General features: G+C 59.9%; 16 protein-coding genes and 1 pseudogene. 5 read left to right on the top strand and 12 right to left on the bottom strand.

The window, feature by feature from the left end:
- Positions 1-81: 81 nt before the first annotated feature.
- Positions 82-1,068, bottom strand: a complete 987-nt coding sequence (locus CAY35_RS00750) for a heme o synthase (protein ID WP_109302904.1) — start codon at positions 1,066-1,068, stop codon at positions 82-84.
- Between the two features lie 255 nt (positions 1,069-1,323).
- Between CAY35_RS00750 and tkt the strand changes: the two genes are divergently transcribed.
- The 3 genes from tkt (at position 1,324) to CAY35_RS00735 (ending at position 6,308) form a co-directional block, all read left to right on the top strand.
- Entirely contained in the window at positions 1,324-3,426 is a 2,103-nt protein-coding gene (tkt, locus tag CAY35_RS00745; protein ID WP_109302903.1) for a transketolase, read from the top strand.
- Positions 3,427-3,552: 126 nt separating this feature from the next.
- Entirely contained in the window at positions 3,553-4,668 is a 1,116-nt protein-coding gene (gene tal, locus CAY35_RS00740; protein WP_109302902.1) for a transaldolase, read from the top strand.
- Positions 4,669-4,676: 8 nt separating this feature from the next.
- On the top strand, positions 4,677-6,308 hold the full coding sequence (locus CAY35_RS00735) for a glucose-6-phosphate isomerase (protein ID WP_181377429.1): 1,632 nt from the start codon (positions 4,677-4,679) through the stop codon (positions 6,306-6,308).
- 99 nt (positions 6,309-6,407) lie between these two features.
- Here CAY35_RS00735 and secG read toward each other — a convergent pair whose 3' ends face one another.
- From secG to CAY35_RS00680, 11 genes and pseudogenes are all read right to left on the bottom strand, one after another.
- On the bottom strand, positions 6,408-6,671 hold the full coding sequence (secG, locus tag CAY35_RS00730; RefSeq protein ID WP_239541559.1) for a preprotein translocase subunit SecG: 264 nt from the start codon (positions 6,669-6,671) through the stop codon (positions 6,408-6,410).
- A 66-nt stretch (positions 6,672-6,737) separates the two neighbouring features.
- Positions 6,738-7,547, bottom strand: a complete 810-nt coding sequence (gene tpiA / locus CAY35_RS00725) for a triose-phosphate isomerase (protein WP_109302900.1) — start codon at positions 7,545-7,547, stop codon at positions 6,738-6,740.
- Positions 7,548-8,786, bottom strand: coding sequence for a phosphoglycerate kinase (locus tag CAY35_RS00720; RefSeq protein ID WP_109302899.1), 1,239 nt, complete (start codon positions 8,784-8,786; stop codon positions 7,548-7,550).
- Positions 8,787-8,890: 104 nt separating this feature from the next.
- Positions 8,891-9,520, bottom strand: coding sequence for a superoxide dismutase (locus CAY35_RS00715; RefSeq protein WP_109303060.1), 630 nt, complete (start codon positions 9,518-9,520; stop codon positions 8,891-8,893).
- A 193-nt stretch (positions 9,521-9,713) separates the two neighbouring features.
- The gene (whiA, locus tag CAY35_RS00710) at positions 9,714-10,694 is read right to left on the bottom strand and encodes a DNA-binding protein WhiA (protein ID WP_101630089.1); all 981 of its coding nucleotides are present in this window, start codon (positions 10,692-10,694) and stop codon (positions 9,714-9,716) included.
- A gap of 51 nt (positions 10,695-10,745) precedes the next feature.
- The gene (locus CAY35_RS00705) at positions 10,746-11,786 is read right to left on the bottom strand and encodes a gluconeogenesis factor YvcK family protein (protein ID WP_109302898.1); all 1,041 of its coding nucleotides are present in this window, start codon (positions 11,784-11,786) and stop codon (positions 10,746-10,748) included.
- Between the two features lie 2 nt (positions 11,787-11,788).
- Positions 11,789-12,682 (bottom strand): RNase adapter RapZ, encoded by an 894-nt coding sequence (rapZ, locus tag CAY35_RS00700; protein ID WP_109302897.1) that lies wholly within the window; start codon positions 12,680-12,682, stop codon positions 11,789-11,791.
- A 26-nt stretch (positions 12,683-12,708) separates the two neighbouring features.
- Positions 12,709-14,634, bottom strand: coding sequence for an excinuclease ABC subunit UvrC (gene uvrC / locus CAY35_RS00695; RefSeq protein WP_109302896.1), 1,926 nt, complete (start codon positions 14,632-14,634; stop codon positions 12,709-12,711).
- Positions 14,635-14,656: 22 nt separating this feature from the next.
- Entirely contained in the window at positions 14,657-15,325 is a 669-nt protein-coding gene (locus CAY35_RS00690; RefSeq protein ID WP_109302895.1) for a lysophospholipid acyltransferase family protein, read from the bottom strand.
- A 170-nt stretch (positions 15,326-15,495) separates the two neighbouring features.
- Positions 15,496-18,377, bottom strand: a pseudogene (gene uvrA, locus CAY35_RS00685) (excinuclease ABC subunit UvrA).
- A gap of 72 nt (positions 18,378-18,449) precedes the next feature.
- The gene (locus CAY35_RS00680; protein ID WP_219930425.1) at positions 18,450-18,821 is read right to left on the bottom strand and encodes a GntR family transcriptional regulator; all 372 of its coding nucleotides are present in this window, start codon (positions 18,819-18,821) and stop codon (positions 18,450-18,452) included.
- A gap of 73 nt (positions 18,822-18,894) precedes the next feature.
- Between CAY35_RS00680 and CAY35_RS00675 the strand changes: the two genes are divergently transcribed.
- Together CAY35_RS00675 and CAY35_RS00670 are read left to right on the top strand one after the other, a co-directional pair.
- Positions 18,895-19,602 (top strand): MBL fold metallo-hydrolase, encoded by a 708-nt coding sequence (locus CAY35_RS00675; protein ID WP_109302894.1) that lies wholly within the window; start codon positions 18,895-18,897, stop codon positions 19,600-19,602.
- 25 nt (positions 19,603-19,627) lie between these two features.
- A complete protein-coding gene (locus CAY35_RS00670) occupies positions 19,628-22,192 on the top strand; it encodes a DEAD/DEAH box helicase (protein WP_109302893.1) in 2,565 nt (854 codons plus the stop codon).
- Positions 22,193-22,198: the final 6 nt, after the last annotated feature.

Raw genomic sequence — 22,198 nt, 5'->3', positions numbered from 1 at the left:
CAAACGAGAGAGCCGCGCTTCACTCAGCGAGTGAAGCGCGGCTCTGTTTGTAAGTAAATACGTTCTGTAAGTAAATACGTTCTAGCCCAGAAGCGGCGAGCCGACGAACGGGTCGATCGCCAGGCCAATGAATAGAAGCGTGAGGTACATGATCGAAAGGTGGAACACGCGCATCGCCTTCCGGTTGAGGCTCTTCGCGCTGTGATCCTGTGCTGCTTCACGGTGCAGAATGTGGGACTCCCAGATGAACCATCCGCCAGAGGCCAGCGCAACCACCGTGTACACGATGCCGGCGTCGCCCATCGGGATCAACAGCAGCGAGCATGCGACCGTGGCCCACGCGTACACAACAACCTGGGCGGAAACCGTGCGGCCCTGCGCAACAGCCCCGAGCATTGGAACGTCGGCGCGTTCGTAGTCCTCCGAATACTTCATGGACAGCGGCCAGTAGTGCGGCGGCGTCCACAAGAAGATGATGAGGAACAAGACGATGGCTGGCCACTCGATCGTGTTCTTCACAGCGGCCCACGCGATCAGAACAGGCATGCAGCCTGCGATACCGCCCCACACGATGTTCTGCGTAGTCTTGCGCTTCAGGATCAGCGTGTACAGGACAACGTAGAAGAGGATCGCAGCAAGACCCAGCGCCGCGGTCAGGAGGTTAGTTCCGGCCCACAAAACTGCGATCGACAAGACCCCCAGAATCCACCCGAATACGAGCGCGGCATTCGGCGTGATCTCGCCGGTCACCAACGGACGGTTCTTCGTCCGGTTCATGACCTTGTCCATGTCCCGGTCGAAATAGCAGTTGAAAACGCCCGCGCTGCCTGCCGCCATCGCGCCGCCGATGTTGGTCGCCAGCATCGCGATCACGTCCGGCCAGCCGCGCTGCGCGAAAATCATGGTCGGTAGCGTGGTCACGAGCAAAAGCTCGATCACGCGCGGCTTGGTGAGAGCCAGGTAAGCCTTAGCCTTGCGCGACAGGAAGGCGCCACGAGCCTCGCCGGGCTGACGCTGATGACGCGGCACGGCAGGAGTAGACGTTTCCAGATGGCTCAAGGTGGACATTGACTGTTACCTCATGACGTTGGGTCGCGCCAAGCACGGGGGCGCAGTGATGCGGGGCACAGGATGACACAAATCCTGCATACTTCTTCTTATTCTACCGCCCTATGCGCTCGATTACTGGACATGTACGGGTAGGCTTAGACACATCGGGTCATCGCGCGGGTTTCCGGCTCCGAATTGCCACGCCGTCAGGCTGAACCTGCGTGCCCAGTAATCAGCGACACGATGTCAGCGAGCAGTTCGAAAGGACCATTAATGCCCTCGGCGAGCCAGACTTTCACATGGACGCAAGAAGATGCTGCAGCGGTAGATACCGCTCGAGTTTTGGCCGCTGATGCGGTTGAGAAAGTGGGCAACGGTCACCCGGGTACCGCTATCTCGCTTGCTCCAGTTGCTCACCTGCTGTTTCAGCGACACATCCGTCACAACCCTCAGGACCCTAAGTGGGCCGGGCGTGACCGTTTCATCCTCTCCCCTGGACACACGTCGCTGACTCTTTACACTCAGCTGTTCATGACCGGCTATGGCCTGAGCCTCGATGACATGAAGGCTCTGCGCACGTGGGATGCACTGACTCCAGGTCACCCGGAGTACGGCCACACGGCCGGCGTTGAGTTCACGACGGGCCCGCTCGGCCAGGGCTTGGCTTCCGCGGTGGGCTTTGCTTACGCTCAACGCCGGATGCGCCGCTTGTTCGATAAGGACGCTCCTGCGGGTGAGTCGCCGTTCGATCACCGCATCTACGTGATCGCTTCCGATGGCGACTTGCAGGAAGGCGTGACTTCCGAGGCCTCTTCGCTTGCTGGACACCAGCAACTGGGCCAGCTCGTGGTTATTTGGGATGACAACAAGATCTCGATTGAGGACGACACCAACGTTGCTTTCACCGAGGATGTTGAGGCTCGTTACCGTTCGTACGGCTGGCACACTCAGCGCGTCGATTGGTTGCGTACGGGCGATTACGTTGAGGATATGAAGGCCCTCAACGACGCGATAGAGGCCGCTAAGGCTGAGACTGACCGTCCGTCGTTGATCGCTTTGCGCACCGTGATCGGTTGGCCTTCGCCGACCAAGCAGAACACGGGTGGCATTCACGGCGCCAAGCTGGGTGGCGATGAGGTCGCTGGCTTGAAGAAGGCAGTGGGCTTTGACCCTGAGCAGAGCTTTGTTGTTGACGATGCGGTGCTGGCCTACACGCGTAAGGCTCAGGAACGCGGCGAGCAGCTGCGCAAGGACTGGGATGCCGCGATGGATGCGTGGCGTTCTCGCGCCGAGGCTGAGACTGTGGCTCTGTATGAACGCCTTGAGAAGGGCGAGCTCCCTGAGGGCTGGACGGATGTTCTGCCGCGCTTCGAGGCCGGCGAGAAGATCGCCACCCGTGCGGCCTCGGGCAAGGTCATCAACGCTTTAGCTCCTGTGCTTCCGGAGCTGTGGGGTGGCTCGGCTGACCTCGCGGGTTCGAACAACACGTTCATCAACGGCGCTAAGTCTTTCAACCCGTCTTCGTGGGCCACAGGCACGTACGAGGCTTGCCCAGGCGGCCGCAACCTGCACTTCGGTATTCGCGAGCACGCCGCGGGCGCGATCGTCAACGGCATCGTGACGTCGTCTCCGACCCGCGCATACTCCGGTACGTTCCTGATCTTCTCCGACTACATGCGCCCTGCAGTTCGCTTGTCCGCTCTGATGGGCATCCCGTCGATCTACGTGTGGACGCACGATTCGATCGGCCTGGGTGAAGACGGCCCAACCCACCAGCCGGTTGAGCAGCTCGCTTCGCTTCGCGCTATCCCGAACCTTGACGTGATCCGCCCTGCGGACGCCAACGAGGTTGCGGTCGCGTGGAAGAAGATGCTCGAAACCACCGATCACCCGTCTTCGATCATCCTGACGCGTCAGGGCGTTGAAACCCTGCCACGCGAAACGGACGGCTTCGCTGCCGCTGAGCTCGCTGAGCGCGGCGCATACATCCTGCGTGAAGCAACCCGCGACGGCGAAGAGGTCATCCCTGATGTGATCCTGATCGGCACCGGCTCCGAGGTTGCCCTTGCGGTTGAAGCTCAGAAGACCCTCTCCGAGCGTGGCATCGCTGCACGCGTTGTTTCGATGCCGTGCATCGAGTGGTTCCGCGCACAGGACGCCGAATACCGCGAATCGGTCCTGCCATCCGAGGTCACCGCACGCGTTGCGGTGGAGGCTGCTCACCCGATGAGCTGGCACGAATGGGTTGGCAGCAACGGCCGCATCGTTGGCTTGGATCACTTCGGTGCTTCCGCTGATGGTGACACGCTGTACCAGAAGTTCGGTATCACTGCCGATGCGGTTGTTGAAGCCGCCACTGAGGTTGCGTCCCGCTAATTCTCGAGTGCGTGGGCGCCCAGTTTCACGAGCAGCGCCGAGGTTCACCGACACGCTGTGTGCCGACCGGACGCCCACGCATCACCCATTCACGTTTGCTAGGTCTTGTTTCAGGAGTTCTCGTTCATGTCTAACGTTCATACTCAGGCTCTCGCCGATGCAGGTGTTTCCATCTGGCTCGATGACTTGTCACGTAGCCGTCTCACGAGCGGTTCGCTCGAGTCTTTGGTGCGTGATGTGAACGTCACTGGCGTGACCACGAACCCTGCGATCTTCGCCTCCGCCCTGTCTGACTCGGAAAGCTACGCGGAAGACATCGCTGAGCAGGCCGCCAAGAAGGCTTCCGTTGACGATGCGGTGGTTGCGATCACGTCGAAGGACGTTGCCCAAGCCGCTGACCTGTTGCGTCCTGTGTATGACGCAAGCAACGGCGTCGACGGCCGCGTTTCTATCGAGGTGGACCCACGCCACGCATTCGACACACAGGCGACGATCGATCAGGCCGTTGAGCTGTGGGAGTCGCTGGATCGCCCGAACGTCATGATCAAAATCCCAGCGACTGACGAGGGACTCCCAGCGATCACCGAATGCCTTGCTCGCGGCATCAGCGTCAACGTGACCCTGATCTTTGGTTTGCAACGCTACCGTGAGGTTCTTTCAGCTTTCTTGCGCGGCCTCGAGAAGGCACGCGACACCGGCTTGGACTTGAGCGGTATTCACTCGGTCGCTTCGTTCTTCGTTTCCCGACTCGATACCGAAGTCGATACGCGGCTCGAGGCGATCGGCACACCTGAGGCTCTCGCGCTACGCGGCAAGGCAGCTCTTGCGAACGCACGGCTTGCTTACGAGATCTTCCGCGAGGTCTCATTGACACAGCGTTGGAAGACTCTTGCGGCTCAGGGCGCTCATCCGCAGCGTCCTTTGTGGGCGTCGACCGGCGTCAAGAACCCGGCCTACCCTGACACCCTGTACGTCGACGAACTTGTTGCTCCGCAGACCGTGACCACGTTGCCTGAGGCAACCCTCAACGCGGTAGCCGACCACGGCGGTGACGCACAGGACACCGTGAACGGAACATACCGTGAGCAGGACACGATCCTCGACCAGCTCAGCGAGCTCGGGATCAACTATAACGAAGTGATCGCCAAGCTCGAGAGCGAAGGCGTGCAGAAGTTCGTGGATGCTTGGAAGGATCTCTTGACGCAGCTCGAGGCAGAACTCGCGTCTGCTTCGGCCCGCTAAATATGACAATGCTTTCCGTACGTACAAGCCATGAGATCCAAGACTCTGTGGAAGCTCTGCTCCCTCAGCTCGTCAAGGATCGAGTTGCTTCCCGCCTGGCTGCCAAGGATGCTTCCCTGTGGGGTAAGAAGGCCGCCCTTGAAGCGGTACAGAGGCTCGGGTGGGCTAACCCATTCCCTTCCTCTCGTCCGCTTCTCGAACCTATTGCTGAGCTCCGTGGCACGCTGAAAGAACGTGGCATCAAGCGAATCATCTTGGCCGGAACAGGTGGTTCAACCCTGGCTTCCGAGGTTGCGGCTCGCGCGGCCGGTGTGGAGCTTGCGGTCATTGACTCGACCGACCCTGGGATGCTCGCAGATACGCTCACGGACCTTGAGACGACGCTCATGATTGTCGCTTCCAAGTCCGGAAGCACACTCGAAATGGACGTCGCATTCCGTGTCTTTAGTGACGCTATCGAGCAGGCAGGACTCAAACTCTCCGAGCATGTTGTGGTCATTACCGACCCGGGTTCGCCGCTTGAGCAGTTGGCGAACAAACATCGCCTCTTGATGTTCACAGCCGACCCGACGGTCGGAGGGCGTTTCTCTGCGCTCGCGGCTTTCGGTCTTGTACCAACCGGACTTGCGGGAGTTGACGTTGACCGTGTCCTCACGGAAGCCATGGATGCGCAGGCTGAATTTATCCTCGACAATCCTGAGAACCCGGCGCTCATCCTGGGCGCCGCGTTGGCTGGTCAGCATCCTCAACGCAACAAGCTTGTGATCCACGACGACACCGCATGCCTGCCGGGCTTCAGCGCGTGGATTGAACAGCTCGTGGCAGAATCCACTGGAAAACAGGGCCTCGGCCTCGTCCCGACCGTGCAGATCGGTTCATCAGCCAACGAGGATTCGATCGAGCGCACTGACGATGTACTGCACGTCTATCTGCATGGAGCGAACACCACTCTCCCTGAAGAAGCTGGCCCAAGCGTCACAGTTTCAGGCAGCTTAGCCGCACAGTTCATCGTGTGGGAATACGCGGTTGCCGTGGCGTGCCGAATCATCGGCGTCAACCCATTCGACCAACCCGACGTGGAAGCCTCCAAACAGGCCGCGCAAAACTTGCTCGCGGGAGAACCCAACAGCACACACAACGAACGCGGCGCAACCGACGGGCCGGTCTCCGTTGCCGCTTACGGATCATGGATCGATCACTCCAAGATCACAGGACTCGAATCCGCCATTGAAGCGCTCCGCGAGGTCGCGACAGAACGTAGCTACGTTGCGATCAACGTATTCACGGACAGGAACTCCCACCGTGATGTCGCGGCTCCCCTGCAGCAGACGATCACCGATATCTTCCACCGCCCAACCGCATTCGGATGGGGCCCACGGTTCCTACACTCAACCGGCCAGGCTCACAAAGGTGGTCCTGCGGAAGGCATCTTCATCCACGTTCTGGCACGCTCAGTCAACGACATCACAGTCCCGGGCCTCAACCACACAGGCGGAGAGCAACTAGCCGCCCAGGCCACTGGTGACGCACGCGTTCTCGCGGAACGCGGCCGCCCCGTCGTGATGATCAAAGTGGATGATCCCGCGGTAGGACTCCCCTACATCGTGGACAAGCTCAAAGCCATACAAGCAGCGGCGTAACTGCGCGTTGGGTTAAACGTTTGGGGGCGGACCGTGTGGTCCGCCCCCAATGTTTTAAGAATCAGGAAAAGCGCTAGGCTTCCGCGCTAACCTACCGCGCTATGCCTCAACATTGAGTCGCATCAAGAGAGCCAACAGGACGATGCACACGGCCCAAATGACCGAGATCGTCACCGTGATCTTGTTCAACGTCCGCTCTGCGCTACCGGACGACTGCATCGACGACGCCATACCGCCACCGAACAGATCCGAAATACCGCCACCACGGCCCTTATGGAACAGCACCGTCATAATGAGCAAGATGCTGGTAATCAATACAAGGACCTGCAGGGTGACCTGCGAGGCGTTGATCAAACCCGACATGATCTCCTCGAGCTTCTACGTCCGTTAAAAATTCTGTCTCAAACCAAGTTCGTCACGCACGCGTATCTACGCGTAGTGCTGTTCGAACCTAGCAATATTAGCAAACTCCACCGCATCAAGGCTTGCGCCACCCACAAGAACACCGTCAACATCGGTTTCCTGCATGATCTCAGCCACGTTGGTTGCTTTCACTGACCCACCGTACAGGATACGAACGCCGTTCGCCGCATCCTCACCGTGAACCTGCTTGACGCATTCGCGGATAGCGTGAGCCATCTCTTGCGCATCTTCAGGGCCAGCGACCTCGCCAGTCCCGATAGCCCACACAGGTTCATACGCAATGACAAGCTGCGAAACAGTGTGTGCATCGAGCGTATCGATCACAGCCTTGACCTGGGCCAACGTGTGCTCAACATGCTCTTGAGCCTGACGCACCTCGAGAGGCTCACCCACGCACACAACCGGGGTCATGTCATGGCGCAGAGCGGCTGCCGTTTTAGCCGTCACAACCTCATCGGTCTCCTCATGGAGCGTGCGGCGTTCCGAATGCCCGACGAGGGTGTAGGAGCAACCGAGTGCGTCCAGGAACTGACCCGAGATCTCGCCCGTGTACGCACCGGAATCATGCTCGGAAACGTCCTGAGCGCCGTAGACGACAGGCAAATCATCGCCTGCCACCAACGTCTGGACGCTTCGAAGATCAGTGAACGGAGGGAATACAGCAACCTCGACGCGATCGAAGTTGTGGTTCGCGTCCTGCAGCGTCCACACGGTCTTCTGGAGCAACGTGATGCCCTGGCGATGATCCATGTTCATCTTCCAGTTGCCAGCGATCAGAGGACGGCGCGCAAACTCACCGTTGGTGATGTGTGCCATCTAGTTGTTCTCCTCCAAGACGGTCAGGCCTGGGAGTTCCTTACCTTCAAGGTATTCCAGCGAGGCACCGCCACCGGTCGAGATGTGGCCGAAATCGTCATCGTTGTGTCCGAGGCTTCGCACAGCGGCCGCGGAATCGCCACCGCCGACGACAGTGAACGCCTCAGAGCGCTCGAGAGCGCTCGCAACTGCGCGGGTGCCGCTCGCGAACGATTGGAATTCAAAAACACCCATCGGGCCGTTCCAGAAAACCGTAGCTGCAGTGACGATCTTCTCGCCAAACAAGCCGGCGGACTCCTGGCCGATATCCAGACCCATTCCTGCTTCACCGATCGTGCCGCCCGTCAGGTCATCGACTGGACGAGTCTCATGCGCGGCATCAGCGGCGAAAGAATCAGCCATCACGATGTCGGTTGGCAAGATGATCTCGGCGTGACCTTCGGTGCCGGAACGCTCGAGGTAACCCTTGACGGTCTCAAGCTGATCCTCTTCAACCAGCGAGCTACCGATCTCGTAGCCTTTAGCCTTCAAGAACGTGAAGACCATGCCGCCACCGACCAGAATCTGGTCTGCAACGGTCAGCAAACGCTCGATCACGGCGAGCTTGTCAGAAACCTTCGCGCCACCCAAGACAACAACGAATGGGCGCTTCGGCTCAACCGTGAGGCGCTTCAGAACCTCAAGCTCGTCACGAACGAGGTCACCCTGATACGCCGGCAAAACACGAGCGATGTCAAAAACAGAGGCGTGCTTACGGTGAACCGCGCCAAACGCATCGTCCACGTAGGCGCCGTCCTCGCCAGCCAACGCGGCGTAGCGCTTCGCGAGTTCCTCACGTTCGGCGTCATCCTTGGAGGTCTCACCAGCTTCAAAGCGAACGTTCTCGATCACGAGGACCTCACCATCGGCAAGCTCCTGCGCCAAAGACTGAGCGGACTCGCCCACCACATCGTCGGCGACCTTGACGTTCAAGCCGCTCAGCTCAGCAAGCTTTTCAGCTGCCGGGCGGATCGAAAGAGCCGGATCAGGCTCACCCTTCGGGCGGCCTAAATGCGCCATCACGATCACGCGCGCACCAGCGTTAGCCAAGCGTGAAATCACAGGGATCGACGCTTTGACGCGGCCAGCGTCAGTCACGTTTCGTTCATCATCGAGTGGAACGTTCAAATCGGAGCGCACCAGAACCGTACGGCCCTTGACGCCCTTGGTCATCAAATCCTCAAGAGTAAAGGCAGGCATACATCTAAGCCTACGGGATAACTCTGGCGTTAACGATGTTCGCCGCTCTCATCCGTGAGAAACGGACGAGAGCGGCGAACCGTGCGTTGCGCTAAAACACGTGCTTATGCGGTTGGGAGAACCAGCTTAGCCGCGCCTTCCTTAGCTGCTGCGTAGCGCTCCGAAACATTGTCCCAGTTGACGATGTTCCAGAAAGCGTCAACGTAGTCAGCCTTGACGTTGAGGTAGTCGAGGTAGAAAGCGTGCTCCCACATGTCCAGCATCAGAAGTGGCTGGGTTGCTACTGGGACATCGCCCTGCTGATCGTGGAGCTGCTCGATGAGGAGCTTGCCGCCGATGCCTTCGTAGGTCAGAAGAGCCCAGCCGGAGCCCTGGATGCCCAGTGCAGCTGCGTTGAAGTGCTTCTTGAAGTTCTCGAAAGAACCGAAGTTCTGGTTGATGGCTTCTGCGAGCTCACCGGTTGGCTCGCCGCCGCCCTCTGGAGAGAGGTTCTTCCAGAAGATCGAGTGGTTGGTGTGGCCACCGAGGTTGAACGCGAGGTCCTTGGTCAGCTTGTTGACGTTGGACAGGTCGCCCTTATCGCGTGCCTCTGCCAACTGCTCGAGCGCGGTGTCAGCGCCCTTTACGTAGGTTGCGTGGTGCTTGGAGTGGTGAAGCTCCATGATCTTGCCAGAAATGTGCGGCTCGAGTGCACCGTAGTCGTAGTCCAGATCCGGAAGCGTGTACTGAGTCAAGGTAACCTCCATGCGTTCGACCAGCCGGAATCTCCGTTGCCGGTCATTAGGTATTTATGATGCGAACCCATGCACCCGTCGGTTCCGACCTGTCGGTGTGAGCCGAGCGAGCACGAGAGTCCACAAACTATTGGGAGCTATCCCGAAGGATGCCCTCATCAGGGTGTAACCAGGGCCACTGCGCTGTTATTCCCTAATCGTCGAGAATATCCGCCGGAACTGCAGTCGTCGTGTTCGGGATCCCGCGTTCGTCGGCAACGCGGTCCGCCATCATGAGCAACCGGCGAATACGACCAGCGATCGCGTCCTTCGTGAGCGGCGGATCAGCCAGGCGGCCCAACTCATCGAGGCTCGCTTCCTTGTGTTCGATGCGCAACGTACCGGCATCACGCAGGTGTTCAGGAACGTCGTCGCCCAGGATCTCCAGCGCACGCTGAACGCGTGCACCCGCGGCAACCGCGGCCTGCGCGGAACGACGAAGGTTGGCGTCATCGAAGTTAGCCAAACGGTTCGCGTTTGCCCGAACTTCCTTGCGGGCACGGCGCTCTTCCCACACCTTGACCGTCTCAACAACGCCGATCTTCTGCAGTAGCTGGCCGATCGCCTCGCCATCACGCAGAACCACGCGATCCTGGCCACGCACCTCGCGCGCCTTGGCTGTAATACCAAGCCTGCGGGCAGCGCCAACTAGAGCCAACGCAACCTCCGGGCCAGGGCACACGATCTCTAGCGCGGACGAACGCCCTGGCTCTGTGAGGGAACCCGCGGCCAGGAACGCGCCACGCCATACGGCCGCCGCATCAGCCACGGAACCGTTGACGATCGACGGCGGAAGGCCACGTACCGGCCGGCCCATCCCATCGACCAAGCCAGTCTGCCGCGCGAGCGAAGCGCCATCACCCAAAACCTGCATCTCTACACGTTCCGAGTTCCGAAGCCCGCCGCCGCTGACCAGCCGCATAGCGCATCGAACGTTGAAAACCTCAGCCAACGTCTTCTGAATACGGCGGGCAATCGCCTCGCCACTGACCTCAGCCTGAACAGCGATCCGCCCACCAACAAGGTGCAAACCGCCCGCGAGGCGGAGCATCGTCGCTACCTCAGCACGACGCTGGGACGTCACGGTCACCTCCACAGCAACCAATTCATCTCGAACAGCATTCGTCAATGCCATGAGTGTTGACATCCCTTTCGGCTTACACGGAACCTTACAAAGATCTTAAGTCTAACGGGGCGCGCCATTGGACTCGAAGTGAGAGAAAACATCCTTATACGCTGCAGCGAGCCGCAACGGGTCATGAACCGACTCTCGCACCCGTGATTCCACACGATCGAAGAACACCTGAGTCCCCATGTTTTCAGCCACTTGGCAGAAATACGTGCGGTCATCGATCGTCGATGGGTCAGCCAGCACCGCGTCGATGTGTAGCTCAGGCGCGTAACGGGCCAGAATTTTCAGATGGTCGGCAGACTTCAACCCCGATGCCTCCTGCGCCGAAGACGTCAAGTTCATCGTCACGAGGGTGCGAGCCTTCGATTCGCTGAGCGCCTTGCGGCTGTCTTCAAGAAGCAGGTGAGGCAGGACTGATGTGTACCAGGAACCTGGGCCCAGAACGTTCCAATCGGCTTCGCGAATCGCATCGAGAGCCTGTGGGGTGCCGGTCGCTTCCTCAGGTAGCAAGCAGATCTCAGTCACAGAACCCTGGTGCGCGGCCTTAGCCAAGGCAACCTGGCCTTCATGTACCTCGCTAGTTAGCTGGCCGTTCCGCTCCGTCACCACAGTGCCCTTAATCCGCAACGGGTCAGTCGACATCGGCAGAACTCGGCCGCGGGCACCCAGCAACTGGCCGGCCCACTCAAGGCCTTCAACCGCATCGCCTAGCATTTCCCACAGAGTCACGATGAGGAAGTTACCGAGGACGTGGCCCTCCATGGTTTGTGGAGAATCAGGCAACGTAGTGAAACGGTGCTGCATCACGCGCGCCCATGTACGGCCCCATTCGCTGTCATCGCACAGAGCGGAAAGCGCCATCCGCAGATCTCCTGGAGGAAGCACACCGAATTCGTCACGGATGCGGCCGGAAGAACCGCCGTCGTCGGCAACCGTCACGACCGCGGCAAGGTCCGCATCAAGTAACCGTAGCGCCCGCAAAGACGCGTGCAAACCGTGCCCGCCGCCCAGCGCAGTGATTTTCCAGCGCGAACGTTGTTGGCTCGGGCTCAGCCGAGGAGCGACGAGAGGGATCACATGGGTAGGGATATCCACGCTTACTCCCTCCCCAAGTCACGGTGCGAAAGCACAACCTTAAGATGCGGATGCTCATCTAGGCGGCGAGCAACCTCGGTAGCGATCGCCACGGAGCGGTGTTTTCCGCCGGTGCAGCCGATCGCAATGGTCGCATAGTGCTTGCGTTCACGGCGGTAGCCATCGAAAACCGATTCGAGTGCCGCAACGTAGTGATCGACGAAGGTTGCGGTGCCTTCCGCGCCGAGGACATACTCCGAGACCTCGCTGTCCTGGCCAGTCAGCGGGCGCAGTTCAGGAACCCAATGCGGGTTAGGCACAAAACGCACATCCGCCATGAAGTTCGCATCCATCGGGACACCGTATTTGAAGCCGAAGCTGATCACGTTGAGCGTCAACACGACAGGGCCTTGCTCGTTGAACAAGTGATGGACCGAGCGGCTCAGATCATGCACATTCATAGTCGTGGTGTCGAGCGTGAAATCAGCGCGCTCGCGCAGGCCCGCAGTCAGCGCGCGCTCGGCCTCGATCCCGTCGACGATGCGGCCACTACCCTGCAGCGGATGCGGGCGGCGTCCTTGTTCAAAGCGACGCACCAGCGTCGCATCGTCACAATCAATGAACAGCAGCTGGTACTCGATGCCGTCAGTATCCATTTGAGCGAGCGTGCTTGTGAGGTCATCCAGGACCTGCTCAGAACGAACGTTAACGCCAACCGCGATCCGGAACTCCTGGCTGCGCGACCGGGACATGACATCCACGAGCGTCTGCAACATCTGGGGCGGCAAGTTATCGACGACGTACCACCCCATGTCTTCCAAGGCGTGGCCTGCCGTCGTACGGCCCGCTCCGGACATGCCGGTCATGACAACAATCGTGTTCTTCTGGGTAACCTCAGCTGGCTGCTCAATCTGCATAGCCTAAGGCTACCCAACCAACACGCTTAGCGGGCTTCGCCGTCCTCACTGTGGAGCGCATCGTAGATCTTTTGGGCGAGTGCCGGGCCAATCCCCTTAGTGCCCTGCAGCTCTTCGACAGTGGCCGCACGCATTTTCTTGAGCGACGAGAACTCCGCGCGCAAGGCTTTCTGCTTGGCAGGCCCCAGCCCGTCGACCGTGTCCAGAATCGACTCAAGCATCGACTTCCCGCGGCGTTCCCGGTGGAACGTAATCGCGAAGCGGTGGGATTCATCACGCACCCGCTGAAGCAAGAAAAGCCCCTCGGACTGCCGCGGCAAAATCACCGGGAAGTCATCCCCCGGAACCCAGACCTCTTCGAGCCGCTTCGCCAACCCGACCACAGCGATGTCCGTGATACCTAAGTCCATGAGCGCTTGCTGAGCAGCCGCGACTTGCGGAGGCCCACCGTCGACCACAATCAACGACGGCGGGTAAGCGAACTTGGCGGCCGGCGCCTTCGTGGCTTCCTCAGCGCTGATCTCACCGGAAGTTTGAGTTTCAGCTTCAGCGAGGTCTTCGAGGTAACGCTGGAAACGGCGGGAAATCACGTCATACATCGAGGCCGTGTCGTCACGGGCCGCATCGCCTTTGACCATGAAGCGGCGGTAATCGGATTTCTTGGGCAGGCCGTCCTCGAACACGACCATCGAGCCGACGACGTTGGTTCCCGATGAGTGCGAGTTGTCATAGCCTTCGATGCGCAACGGTGGTTCGCTGAGCCCGAGGGCTTCCTGAAGCTGTTGTAGGCCGGCGGATCGCACCGTGATGTCACCCGCGCGCTTGATCTTATGGAGCTTGAGCGCCTGAACCGCGTTCTCGTGCACGGTCTCTGCAAGCTCACGCTTGGTTCCACGCTGAGCCACACGCAGCGAAACCTTAGCGCCGCGCAACTCAGACAGCCAGCCGGTCAGGGCGTCAAGACGCGTCGGTAGCTCCGGAACCAACACTTCACGTGGGATGCGGTCGGCGTCGTCGTATGCGCCGTAAACCTGCTCGAGGAGCTGCTCAACAAGCTGTGGCGTCTCGAGGTCTTCGACCTTCTCCATGACCCAACCACGCTGACCCGTAATTCGACCGTGCCGGACGTGAAAAACTTGCACTGCGGCTTCAAGATCGTCTTGTTCGATACCGAAGATGTCGGCGTGCGTCGACTCATCGAGCACCACGGCGTTGCGTTCAAAGACTTTCTGCAGCGCCTGAATGTCATCACGATGGCGGGCAGCGGATTCGTAATCGAGCTCAGCCACCGCTTGCCTCATTTTGGTTTCGAGGGATCGAATCGCTGGCTTGCCGTCTCCAGCCATGAAGCGAACCAGGCCGTCGACGAGCTCGCGGTGCTCTTCTTCGCTCACCCGCCCGACGCACGGGGCCGAGCATTTGTCGATGTAACCGAGCAAGCACGGCCGGCCTGATCGTTCGGCCCGCTTGAAAACGCCGGCCGAGCACGTCCGGACCGGGAACACCCTCAACAGCAGGTCAAGAGTTTCACGCACAGCTTTCGCCGGGGAGAACGGCCCAAAGTATTTGGTTCCTTTGCGGCGGTCCCCTCGCATCACTTGGGCACGCGGGAACTTTTCCGACACCGTGACAGCGAGGTATGGGTAGGACTTATCGTCCCTGAACATGATGTTGAAACGCGGATTGAACTGTTTGATCCACGTGTATTCAAGCTGCAGAGACTCTTGCTCTGAGGACACCACGGTCCACTCAACAGATGAGGCCGTGTGCACCATCGTGTACGTCTTCGGCGAAAGTTGCTCGGGCGCCACGAAGTACGAGTTGAGCCGGTTCCGGAGGTTCTTAGCCTTGCCGACGTAAATGATGCGGCCCGCGGGGTCCCTGAAACGGTAGACGCCTGGGCTTGTAGGTATCTGAGATGACTCGGGGCGGTACGATGCCGGATCGGCCACCTGACTCACCTCACCTGGTTCTCTACTCGACTGTTGGGGCCTTGTTGTACTCCCCTACACGTTCCTGACCGGTGATCTCCGCGATCGCGTCGACCACTTGATCAGTTACTTTACGACGTAGCGGCAACGGATGTTTAGGACCCGGATGTTCAAACGCGAGTGGCTGCCCCACGTGTAGCTGGAATTTGTGGCGGCGGATGCGGTTAGAATCCGCTGGCTGGAGCTTGTCAGTGCCGATGAGTCCCACAGGCACAACCGGGGCTCCGGTTGCTAGCGCAAGCCAGCCGACGCCGGTGCGGCCGCGGTAGAGGCGGCCGTCACGCGAGCGCGTGCCTTCAGGATAGATTCCGACGCCGGAGCCGGCTTCGAGGATCTCCACGAGTTTGTCAAGCGCGGCAACGGAAGCCGCTTGCTGGCCGCGCTGTACGGGGATTGACCCGACGGATGTGAAGAACGCCTTCATGAGCCGGCCCTTGAAACCCGGGGTCGTGAAGTACTCCGCTTTCGCGAAGAACGCCACCTTGCGCGGCATCAGGGCCTGGATGATGACCGAGTCGAAGAACGACAAATGGTTTGAGGCAACGATGAACGGGCCTTCTTTGGGCACGTTCTCGAGGCCGGTGATGGTCGGCCTGAAGACAAGCTTGATAGCCCGCGCTACGACGGGCTTAAAGAAATCGATGCTTGCCATCTCGGAATCGTCACCTTACCTGCATGCCGCAATTGGCATACTTCGCTTGCATGTTCTGGAAGTTTTCCGCTTGCAATTGTGCCACGAATATCGCCCAGTTTTATCTCACGAACTGAGCTTTACGGCACACACCTACATGCCGTTTAGGGCATGTACGTGTGTGCCGGGTGTCAGTTGAGGATCTCGTTCAAGAAGAAACCGGTATGCGATTCCTGAACCTTCGCAACATCTTCCGGGGTTCCTTCCGCAACGATCGTGCCGCCACCGGAACCGCCTTCCGGACCAAGGTCAATGATCCAGTCAGCAGATTTGATGACGTCAAGGTTGTGCTCAATCACAACAACCGAGTTGCCCTTGTCCACGAGCCCCTGAATCACACGCAAAAGCTTGCTGATGTCCTCGAAGTGCAGACCCGTGGTCGGCTCATCCAGAACATAGATACTGCGGCCATTCGAACGCTTCTGCAGTTCCGAAGCGAGCTTGACACGTTGCGCTTCACCGCCAGACAGCGTCGTTGCCGGCTGACCGAGCCGCACATAGCCGAGGCCCACATCGACCAGCGTGTCGAGGTGACGAGCGATCGGCCTGAACGCAGCGAAGAACTCAGCGGCTTCTTCGATAGGCATGTCAAGGACATCGGAAATCGACTTGCCCTTGTACTTGACCTGCAACGTCTCGCGGTTATAGCGCGCGCCGTGGCACACCTCGCACGGAACATAGACGTCCGGCAGGAAGTTCATCTCGATCTTGATGGTTCCGTCGCCCTTGCACGCCTCACACCGGCCACCCTTGACGTTGAACGAGAACCGCCCCGGCAGGTAGCCGCGCATCTTCGCTTCCGGAGTTTCCGCGAACAGCTTGCGGACGTGGTCGAACACGCCCGTGTAGGTCGCAGGGTTGGAGCGCGGGGTGCGGCCGATCGGGCTCTGATCCACATGGATCACCTTGTCAAGGTGTTCAAGTCCTTCGACGCGGGTGTGGCGGCCCGGAACGAGCTTCGCCTTGTTGAGCTTGGTCGCCAGAACCCGGTACAGGATGTCATTGATGAGAGTGGACTTACCCGAACCGGACACACCCGTGACGGCCGTGAGCATCCCGAGTGGAACGTTGACGGTCACGTTCTTGAGGTTGTTTTCACGCGCGCCCACAATCTTGAGCTGGCGCTTCGTATCGCGCTTGCGGCGCTGTTCCGGCACAGCGATGCTGCGGCGGCCCGCGAGGTAAGCGCCCGTGACGGATTCCTTGTTCTTCTTGAGCTCAGCAAGCGAGCCCGAGTGCACGATCTGCCCGCCGTGCTCGCCGGCACCGGGCCCCACATCGACAATCCAGTCGGCTTCCTCGATCGTCTCTTCGTCGTGTTCAACCACGATGAGGGTGTTGCCGAGATCGCGCAGGCGCGTCAAGGTCTCGATAAGGCGGCGGTTGTCACGCTGGTGCAGACCGATGGACGGCTCATCCAACACGTACAGGACGCCAACGAGCCCCGAACCGATCTGGGTTGCCAAACGGATGCGCTGGGCCTCACCGCCCGAAAGCGTTGCCGACGCACGCGAGAGATTGAGGTAGTTAAGGCCGACGTCGAGCATGAACTTCAGACGCGCGCGGATCTCTTTGAGGACCTCGGTTGCGATCTTTGCTTCACGTTCGTTGAGCTCGAGGTTCGCCGCGAACTCGTAGGCTTCGTCGAGCGCCATCTCGGAGACCTCGGCGATCGATTTCCCGCCCACGAGCACAGCCAGCACCGCCGGGTTCAAGCGGGCGCCGTTGCACTCGGGGCATGAAACGTTACGCATGTACTCTTCGTAGCGTTCGCGAGCGGTATCTGATTCGGTTTCGCCGTGCTTGCGTTTGATGTAGCCGAGCACGCCCTCGAAGCCCTGCGTGTAGCGGCGTTCGCGCCCGAAACGGTTGCGGTAGGCGACGGTGACTTTATAGTCCTTGCCGTGCAACAGCGCTTTCTGGGCCTTCTTAGGCAGCTTTTCGAACGGCGTGTTGACGTCGAAGCCGAGCTCGTCCCCCAGGCCGGCCATGACGCGGACCCAGTATTTTGCAACCTGGGTACCGACGGCCCACGGAGCGATAGCACCCTCCGCAAGCGTTGCGGAAGGATCTGGAACCACAAGGTCGGGGTCTACTTCGAGCTGATGCCCGATGCCGTCGCAGCGTTGGCATGCACCGAACGGGTTGTTGAAGGAGAAGGTGCGCGGCTCGATCTCTTCGAGCTGGACCGGGTGGTCGTTGGGGCACGCGAGCTTTTCGGAGAACGTGCGAGTACGGTCCGCTGCATCGGCGTCGCGGTCCACGAAGTCGATCATGACGCGGCCGTCCGCGAGCTTGAGCGCGGTCTCGATCGAGTCGGTGAGGCGCTGCATCGCTGAGTCTTTGATTGCGATGCGGTCGACGATGACCTCGATCGTGTGCTTGTACTGCTTCGCGAGCTTCGGAGGATCGGAAAGCTGAATGGTTTCGCCGTCAACACGGGCACGGGCGTAGCGTCTTGTGAAAGCTGCGCGAAGAGGTCCTGGAATTCACCCTTGCGTTCGCGCACGATCGGCGCCATCACGGCGAGCCGGGTCTTCTCCCCTTCTCGCATCAGCTGATCCACGATCTGCTGCGGGGTCTGCGCGGTGATCTTCTCGCCGCATTCAGGGCAGTGTGCAACACCGACGCGCGCAAACAGCAGTCGCAGATAGTCGTGGATTTCCGTCACGGTACCGACGGTCGAACGCGGGTTCTTGGATGTGGACTTCTGGTCGATCGAAACCGCCGGGGATAGCCCTTCGATGAAGTCGACGTCAGGCTTATCCACCTGCCCCAGGAACATGCGCGCATAGGCCGAGAGCGACTCGACGTAGCGGCGCTGGCCTTCCGCGAAGATCGTGTCAAACGCGAGGGAGGACTTACCGGATCCGGATAGCCCCGTGAACACGATCATGGCGTCGCGAGGCAAGGTCACGTCGACGTTTTTGAGGTTGTGTTCGCGGGCTCCCTGGACGACGATGCGGGTACGGTCTGGGCGCGTGGTGGACGGTGTGGTCACAGAAGAAGTCACAGCTCCAATGATAGTGAGTGTGTGTTTGCTAGTGAGCGGGGCGCTCGTGATTGCTGGCGGGCGCTGGTGTGGTTACTTATTGGAAGGCCAGGCGGCGCGGACGAGGTCGAGTGCGGCTTCAAGGCTGAGCCCCGCGCCATCTGCTGAGCGTGCGAACCATGATGCATTGGATGCGAGTTTCGCTGATGCGCGGCCAGCGCCTGGGGTCACGATGGTCCCCGCACGCCCGCGTCCTTCGACGAGGCCAAGCTCTTCGAGTTCTTTATATGCCCGGGCAACAGTGTTGGTTGCGAGGTCGAGTTGTGTCGCGAGGGCACGCACAGTCGGGAGCTTGGTTCCTACAGCGATCTTGCCCTCTCGAATATCTTGGGCAATGGCACGACGCACCTGGCGGTACGGGGGCATATCTTCATCAGAGATCGCAAACTCAGCGAGGATTGTCATAGCAACTTTCCGGCGTCATCAGTGCCTTCAACACAACACAATAGTAGATATGTATCAGGGTATACTACGAGGCATGGCTCCAGCATCTTCAGAACCAGCATCCCCGGCAGATTCACAAGCACAGAATTTACGAGATCAGGGTTCACAAGCACAGCTCATTGCTTCGGATGATTTCACTCGACTCAGCATGGTCGCGGTGTCCGATATGGATAACCGCGCTTATATCTTGCAGTCGACAACTGATCCACAGGACGTCTTGCTGATCGATGCGCCTTCCGAGCCCGACGTTTTGCGTGCCGCCGTCGGCGCTGAGGCCGCACCGACCATCGTGATCACGCATCAACACCATGACCATACGGGAGCGCTAGCTGACGTGCTCGCGGAAGGTACCCGCCTCATCGGGCATCCGCTGGATATTCCTGCCGTGGAAGAAATGCGTGGCGTCACGTTCACTGATTCCGTGGACGATGGTGGCACGGTGACCGCTGGTGGTGTCACGTTGGATGTGATCTGGCTACGGGGGCACACGCCGGGTTCGATTGCGCTGGCGACCACTATCGGCGGCGTTCAGTACCTCTTTACGGGTGATTCGCTGTTCCCCGGTGGTGTGGGTAATACGTGGAACGACCCGGAACGGTTCGCGACGCTGATCGATGACGTTGAGACCAAGCTGTTTGGCCGCTACCCGGATGACACTGTGGTTTTGCCTGGCCACGGCGAAGGCACCACGTTGGGCGCCGAACGCGCGAGCCTGCCCGAGTGGCGCGCCCGCGGCTGGTAATGCGTAGCTGGTGATGGCTGTAAATATGAGCGTGAATCTGTCTGATCTTGTTCCGAACGCGACGGAAACGAACCTTCCGGAAGCGATTTACGATGCGTTTGTGCGGTGGGTTTCGGACCGTGGACTGACGCTGTATCCGGCTCAGGATGAGGCCGTGATGGAGCTTGTCGAGGGCAAGCATGTGATTCTTGCTACCCCGACGGGTTCGGGTAAGTCGATGGTTGCTATCGCGGCGCACTTTGCGGCGCTGGCACGGGGTGAGCGTTCGTTTTATACCGCACCGATCAAGGCTCTGGTTTCGGAGAAGTTCTTTGACCTGATCAAGGTTTTCGGTGCCGAGAACGTGGGCATGCTCACGGGTGAGGCGAGTGTGAACCCGAAGGCGCCGATCATTTGCTGCACCGCGGAGATCCTCGCGAACATGGCGTTGCGTGAAGGCGAGCACGCGGACTGTGGCGTCGTGATTGCCGACGAGTTCCACTTCTACGCTGACCCGCAGCGCGGATGGGCATGGCAGGTTCCGCTTCTGGGCTTGCCGCAGTCGCAATTCCTGCTGCTCTCGGCAACCTTGGGCGATACAGCGTTCTTTGAAGAGGACCTCAAGCAGCGCACAGGCCGCGATGCCGTGACGGTCTCGGGTTCTGAGCGGCCTATTCCGCTCCACCACCAATACGGCATGGAGCCAATCGGCGAGACGATCAAGGAACTCGTCGAAACGCACCGGGCCCCGGTCTATGTTGTGCATTTTTCGCAGCGCGAGGCGATCGAGCAGGCCCAGGGCCTTCTCTCGCTCAACGTGGCTAGCCGTGAGGAGAAGGACCGCATCGCAGAGTTCGTGGGTGGTTTCCGTTTCGCGTCCGGCTTTGGTCAGACGCTCACGAAGATGATTCGCGCTGGTATTGGCGTGCACCACGCGGGGATGCTCCCTAAGTATCGTCGACTCGTCGAGCAGCTGGCGCAGGCTGGTTTGCTCAAGGTCATTTGCGGCACTGACACGCTCGGGGTGGGCATCAACGTTCCGATCCGTACCGTGATCTTGACGGCTTTGTCCAAGTTCGATGGTCAGCGTAGCCGTCACGTCAACGCCCGTGAATTCCATCAGCTTGCTGGACGCGCGGGCCGGGCTGGTTATGACACGGCGGGCGATGTGGTGGTTCAGGCTCCCGAGCACGAAATCGCTAACGCTAAGGCCATGGAGAAGGCGCGTGCGCGCCACGGGGATGATCAGAAGAAGCTGCGGCAGGTCAAGAAGCAGACCCCGCCGGAAGGTTTCGTTTCGTGGAGCGAGAAGACCTTCGAGAGGCTGGTTTCCGCTGAGCCGGAGACCATGACGTCATCCTTCCAGGTCTCGCACGCGATGATCCTGAACTTGCTCGCCTACGATGGCGATGCGTTCGCGCACGCTCGCGACATTCTGACCCAGAATCACGAGCCGCCGATCCGCAACCGTGAGCACGTCAAGAAGGCGTTGGGCATCATCAAGGAGCTCTTGGCGACCAACGTCCTGGAGCGCGGCGAGCCAGACGAGTATGGCAATCGTCTGCATCTCACGGTTGATTTGCCGGAGGATTTCGGGCTCAACCAGCCGCTCTCGAGCTTCGCAATCGCCGCGCTCGAGATGCTGGACCAAGACTCCCCTGATTATGCGGTGGATGTGGTTTCTGTTCTTGAGGCCACGCTTGAGGACCCGCGCCCGGTAATCGGCGCGCAGGTGAAGAAGGCTAAGAACGAGGCTATGGCGCAGATGCGCGCGGACGGCCTCGAGTATCACGAGCGCATGAACCGCCTCGATGAGATCACGCACCCCCAGCCTCTACGGGAAGAGCTCGAGGCGGCTTTCGAGCGTTATCGCCAGGGTGCCGGCTGGCTCGCGGGCTACGAGCTTTCGCCTAAGTCTGTGGTCCGTGAAATGTATGAGACCGGCCAGAGCTTCGGCGAGTACGTGCGCAACTATCAGGTCACGCGCGCCGAGGGCATTCTGCTGCGCTACCTCACCGATGCGTATAAGGCTTTGCGTAGTTCGGTTCCTGATTCCGCGGTGACGGAGGAGCTTGAGGACATCACGGAGTGGCTTGGTCAGATGATCGAGCAAGTCGACTCCTCGTTGCTGAGCGAGTGGGAGGCCCTGGCCTCTGGTGAGGTCCCTGAGGATCAGTCTGTCCAGCAGCCGGCTGAGCCACCGCGTTTGTCTCAGCAGAAGCGTGCACTGCGGGTCATGGTCCGCAACGCGATGTTCTCTCGCGTCAAGCTGTTTGGCGCAGAGAAGGACGTGGCACTGGGTGAGCTCGATGGCGATGCTGGTTTCGATGCGGACGCGTGGGCTGATCTGATGGACGATTACTTCGCTGAACACGAGGACATCGATGACGGCCCTGGCGGCCGCTCCCCTGATCTGTTGCAGATTGTTGAGGCGAAGGATTCCGATGGCCGGCCGATCTGGAAAGTCAGCCAGACGTTCGCTGACCCGGAGGGCGACCACGACTGGGGTTTCGACGCCGTTGTCGATTTGGATGAGACCGATGAAAGAGGCGAGCTTGCCTTGACCGTCACGGCGATCGGACGCATCGACGGCACGGGCGAGCGCCGTTGAGCATTT

Source organism: Pseudoglutamicibacter cumminsii, assembly GCF_003143995.1.
Classification (GTDB): domain Bacteria; phylum Actinomycetota; class Actinomycetes; order Actinomycetales; family Micrococcaceae; genus Pseudoglutamicibacter; species Pseudoglutamicibacter cumminsii_B.
The sequence above is the reverse complement of the archived record's forward strand: the minus strand, read 5'-3'. Positions and strand labels throughout refer to the sequence as shown.